The organism is Bradyrhizobium sp. PRIMUS42, assembly GCF_023006515.1.
Lineage (GTDB): Bacteria > Pseudomonadota > Alphaproteobacteria > Rhizobiales > Xanthobacteraceae > Bradyrhizobium.
In genome coordinates this window covers 1-3,442 of record NZ_JALBGZ010000669.1, presented here as the reverse complement: position 1 = coordinate 3,442, position 3,442 = coordinate 1, and the positions used below count along the sequence as shown (strand labels likewise).

Annotated in this window: 5 protein-coding genes; 4 read left to right on the top strand and 1 reads right to left on the bottom strand. The window is 65.7% G+C overall.

Annotated features, from left to right (window positions below; all coding sequences use genetic code 11):
• Positions 1 to 805, top strand: an 805-nt coding sequence (locus MOV75_RS31550) for an amidase family protein (protein ID WP_247007275.1), incomplete at its 5' end; no start/stop codon positions are given.
• Complete coding sequence (locus MOV75_RS31545; RefSeq protein ID WP_246927324.1) at positions 798 to 1,484, top strand: DUF2848 domain-containing protein; 687 nt, start codon at positions 798 to 800, stop codon at positions 1,482 to 1,484. The genes MOV75_RS31550 and MOV75_RS31545, both read left to right, overlap by 8 nt.
• 9 nt (positions 1,485 to 1,493) lie before the next feature.
• Here MOV75_RS31545 and MOV75_RS31540 read toward each other — a convergent pair whose 3' ends face one another.
• Positions 1,494 to 2,375: a transglycosylase domain-containing protein gene (locus tag MOV75_RS31540; RefSeq protein ID WP_246927336.1), complete on the bottom strand. Its 882-nt coding sequence runs from the start codon at positions 2,373 to 2,375 to the stop codon at positions 1,494 to 1,496.
• Here MOV75_RS31540 and MOV75_RS31535 point away from each other — a divergent pair.
• A complete protein-coding gene (locus MOV75_RS31535) occupies positions 2,374 to 3,120 on the top strand; it encodes a 2OG-Fe(II) oxygenase (protein ID WP_246927338.1) in 747 nt (248 codons plus the stop codon). The two genes, MOV75_RS31540 and MOV75_RS31535, sit on opposite strands and share 2 nt — an antisense overlap.
• Positions 3,121 to 3,129: 9 nt before the next feature.
• The coding region (locus MOV75_RS31530; RefSeq protein WP_247007273.1) for an alpha-ketoglutarate-dependent dioxygenase AlkB at positions 3,130 to 3,442 on the top strand (313 nt) is incomplete at its 3' end.

Sequence of the window (3,442 nt, the reverse complement as noted above, 5' to 3'; positions counted from 1 at the left end):
CCGGATTCCGGCGGCCTTCAACGGCATCGTCGGCTACAAGCCGACGCAGCGGCGCGTCCCGCTCGATGGCTCCGTGCCGCTGTCGTTCTCGCTCGACAGCATCGGGCCGCTGGCGCGATCGGTCAGCTGCTGTGCCATTCTCGACGCGGTGCTCGCGAACGAGCCGATCGCCCCGCTGAAGCCGCGGCCGATCCAGGGCATGCGGCTCGCGGTGCCGACCACGATCGCGCTGGACGAGCTCGACGCAGAGGTGGCCGAAACGTTCGAACGCGCCCTGAAGACGCTGTCCGATCACGGCGCCATCATCGAGCGCATCGAGATGGCGGAGTTCCACGACATCGGTCCAATGAACGCCAAGGGCGGCTTTGCCGCGTCCGAGAGCTACGCCTGGCATCGCTATCTCCTCACCGCGAAGGGCGACGTCTACGACCCCAGGGTCTCCGTGCGGATCATGCGCGGCGAGGCGCAGAGCGCGGCCGATTACATCGATCTCCTCAACGAGCGCCGCTCGCTGATCGCCCGCGTCAATGCGCGCATCGCGCCCTATGATGCGCTGGTGCTGCCGACCACCGCCAACACGCCGCCGAAGATCGCCGACCTCGCCAACGACAAGGCATTCACCAAAGAGAACCTGCGGGCGCTGCGCAACTGCACCCTGATCAACATGATCGACGGTTGCGCCATCTCGCTGCCCGCGCATCGCCAGGGCGAAATTCCCGTCGGCCTGATGCTGGCGGGCGCCGGCGGATCGGATCACCGCATTTTCGAGCTTGCTGCCGGCATGGAGGCCGTCATTCGTGTTTGATCTCACTTTCACAGTCGATGCCCAGGACACCACCACGCCGCTGACGCTGGCGATCGACCAGATGGTCATCGCCGGCTGGACCGGCCGCGATCCCGTCGCGCGCGACAAGCACATCAAGGAGCTGCAGGAGATGGGCATCGCCCCGCCGGCCTCGACCCCGATCTACTATCGCGGCGCCGCGCGGCGGCTGACCCAGGAAGACAGCATCGAATGCACCGGCGGCGATTCTTCCGGGGAGGTCGAGTTCGTGCTGATCGGCTGGCAGGGCCGCGTCTTCGTCGGCTGCGGCTCCGACCACACCGATCGCAAGGTCGAGGCCTACAGCGTCACGGTCTCCAAGCAGATGTGTGACAAGCCGATCGCCTCGACGCTGTGGGAGCTTGAGGACGTCATCGGCCATTGGGACAAGATGATCCTGCGCTCCTACGCCACGATCAAGGGCGAGCGCGTGCTTTACCAGGAGGGGACGCTGGATGCGATGCTGCCGGTCAGGGAGCTCATCGCGCGCGGCTTTGATAACGGCAAGTTCCCCAACGGCTGCGCCATGTTCGGCGGCACCTTCGCCGCCAAGGGCGGCATCCGCCCCGCCGACCGGTTCGAGTTCGAGCTGGAAGACCCCGTGCTGAAGCGGACGATCAAGCACGGCTATGATGTGGTGACGCTGCCGGTGCTGGGCTGATCGGCGTCGTCATTGATTGACCGGCTGGGCTTGAGCGCCCGGCGCGTCCTTGAGCAGCAGCGGCCGGCTCTTCGCCGCTGCCGCCTGCGTCTCGCTGATCAATCCAACTATCTGCATGCGATCGATGGCATAATCTCGCGAGGGCGTGTCGAAAGATCGACTCGGGTAAGGTTGTCGCACGCGCGTCAAGATGAATGCGACCTCGTCGACAGCAAGGTCCGCGAGCGGCTTTCCGAAGTAGGCCCCAGCCCCGGCCGCCACGCCATATGCACTGTGCCCCAGATAGCTTTCGTTGAGATAGATCTCGAGGATCCTGTCCCGGGACAGGCTGCGGGTGACCCGCTGCATGAAGTAGATCGAGGCGATGGGGTCGATCTGCCGGTCATTCCCCAGGGTGAGTGACAGCAGGCAGCGCGCGACAGATTGTGTCACGCCGGCCGGCCGGGGTCTCCGACCAGTGCCCATGGCGAACGCAATCTCGGCAATCGGATTCAACGTCCAGGCTGCATAGAAGTCGGGTTGCGCATAGGCGATCGCGGCGTCCCGGAGCAGAGGCGGAATATCGACGAGGGGAATGTAGGCGCCCTTTGGATCGTTTCTGCACGCTGGACCAGTCGGCGAAACCGCCGCGAGCTGGGCTTCGGTCGGAAGTCCGATGCCGTAGCCATAATGCCAGACCAGCCAAGCGGACAAGGCGAGCAGGCCCACACCCGCGAGCGAGAGCAGGGCCAGCATCGTCTTGGCAACAATGACGAGAAATTTGCGCATCAAGTGCAGACTGAAGGAGCGGGGCGGGCACAAATTCGCGTTGGAACCGGACGGAATTGGGGCCGTTGGGCCGCACGGAAATCGGGTGGCGCAGAGCGCGCTCTGGAGCGAAAATCCGTCCATGACAGCAATCGCCAAGACCGCCGGCCGTGCGGCAGCTCCTGACCTCGCCGCTCACATCGACGCCCTCGACTGGCCCCAAATCACCAGCGAGCTCGACACCCAGGGCTGCGCCGTCCTGAAGGGCCTGCTCACGCCGGAGCAATGCCGCACCATCGCCGCGCTCTATCCGGACGACGCAGGCTTCCGCAGCCGCATCGTCATGGGCCGCCATGGCTTCGGTCGCGGCGAATACAAATATTTCTCCTATCCGCTGCCCGACCTGATTGCGCAGCTGCGCCCGGCGCTCTACGCGCAGCTTCAGGGCGTCGCCAATCGCTGGAACGAGGCGATGGGGATCGACATCCGCTATCCCGCCTCACATGCGGCCTTCCTGAAGCGCTGCCACGAGGCCGGGCAGGCGCGGCCGACGCCGCTGCTGCTGCAATATGAGGCCGGCGACTACAATTGCCTGCACCAGGACCTCTACGGCGAGCACGTGTTCCCGCTCCAGGTTGCGATCCTGCTGTCCGAGCCGGGCCGCGATTTCACCGGCGGCGAGTTCGTGCTGACGGAACAACGCCCGCGCATGCAGTCCCGCGCCGAGGTGGTTCCGCTGGCGCAGGGGGATGCGGTCGCCTTCGCTGTGCATCACCGCCCGGTGCAGGGGACACGCGGTACCTACCGCGTTAATCTGCGCCATGGCGTCAGCCGGATCAGGTCCGGTCAGCGCCACACGCTGGGTGTGATCTTCCATGATGCCAAATGAGCACTGCGATTGACGGCTGATCTGTTCGACAACGTCGCCGAGGCACAGCCGTCGCGCGAGGTGATCGCCGACGGCGCCGTGCTGTTGCGCGGCTTCGTCAGGCCGATCGAGAACGAGCTGATCGACGCGGTGCGCGCCGTCGTGGCGCAATCTCCGTTCCGCCGCATGACCACGCCCGGCGGCCATCTGATGTCTGTGGCCATGACCAATTGCGGGGAGCGAGGCTGGATCACCGATCACACCGGCTATCGCTATGATCCCATCGATCCCCGGACCGGCGCGCCGTGGCCGGCGATGCCGCCGGTGCTGCGCGATCTCGCCC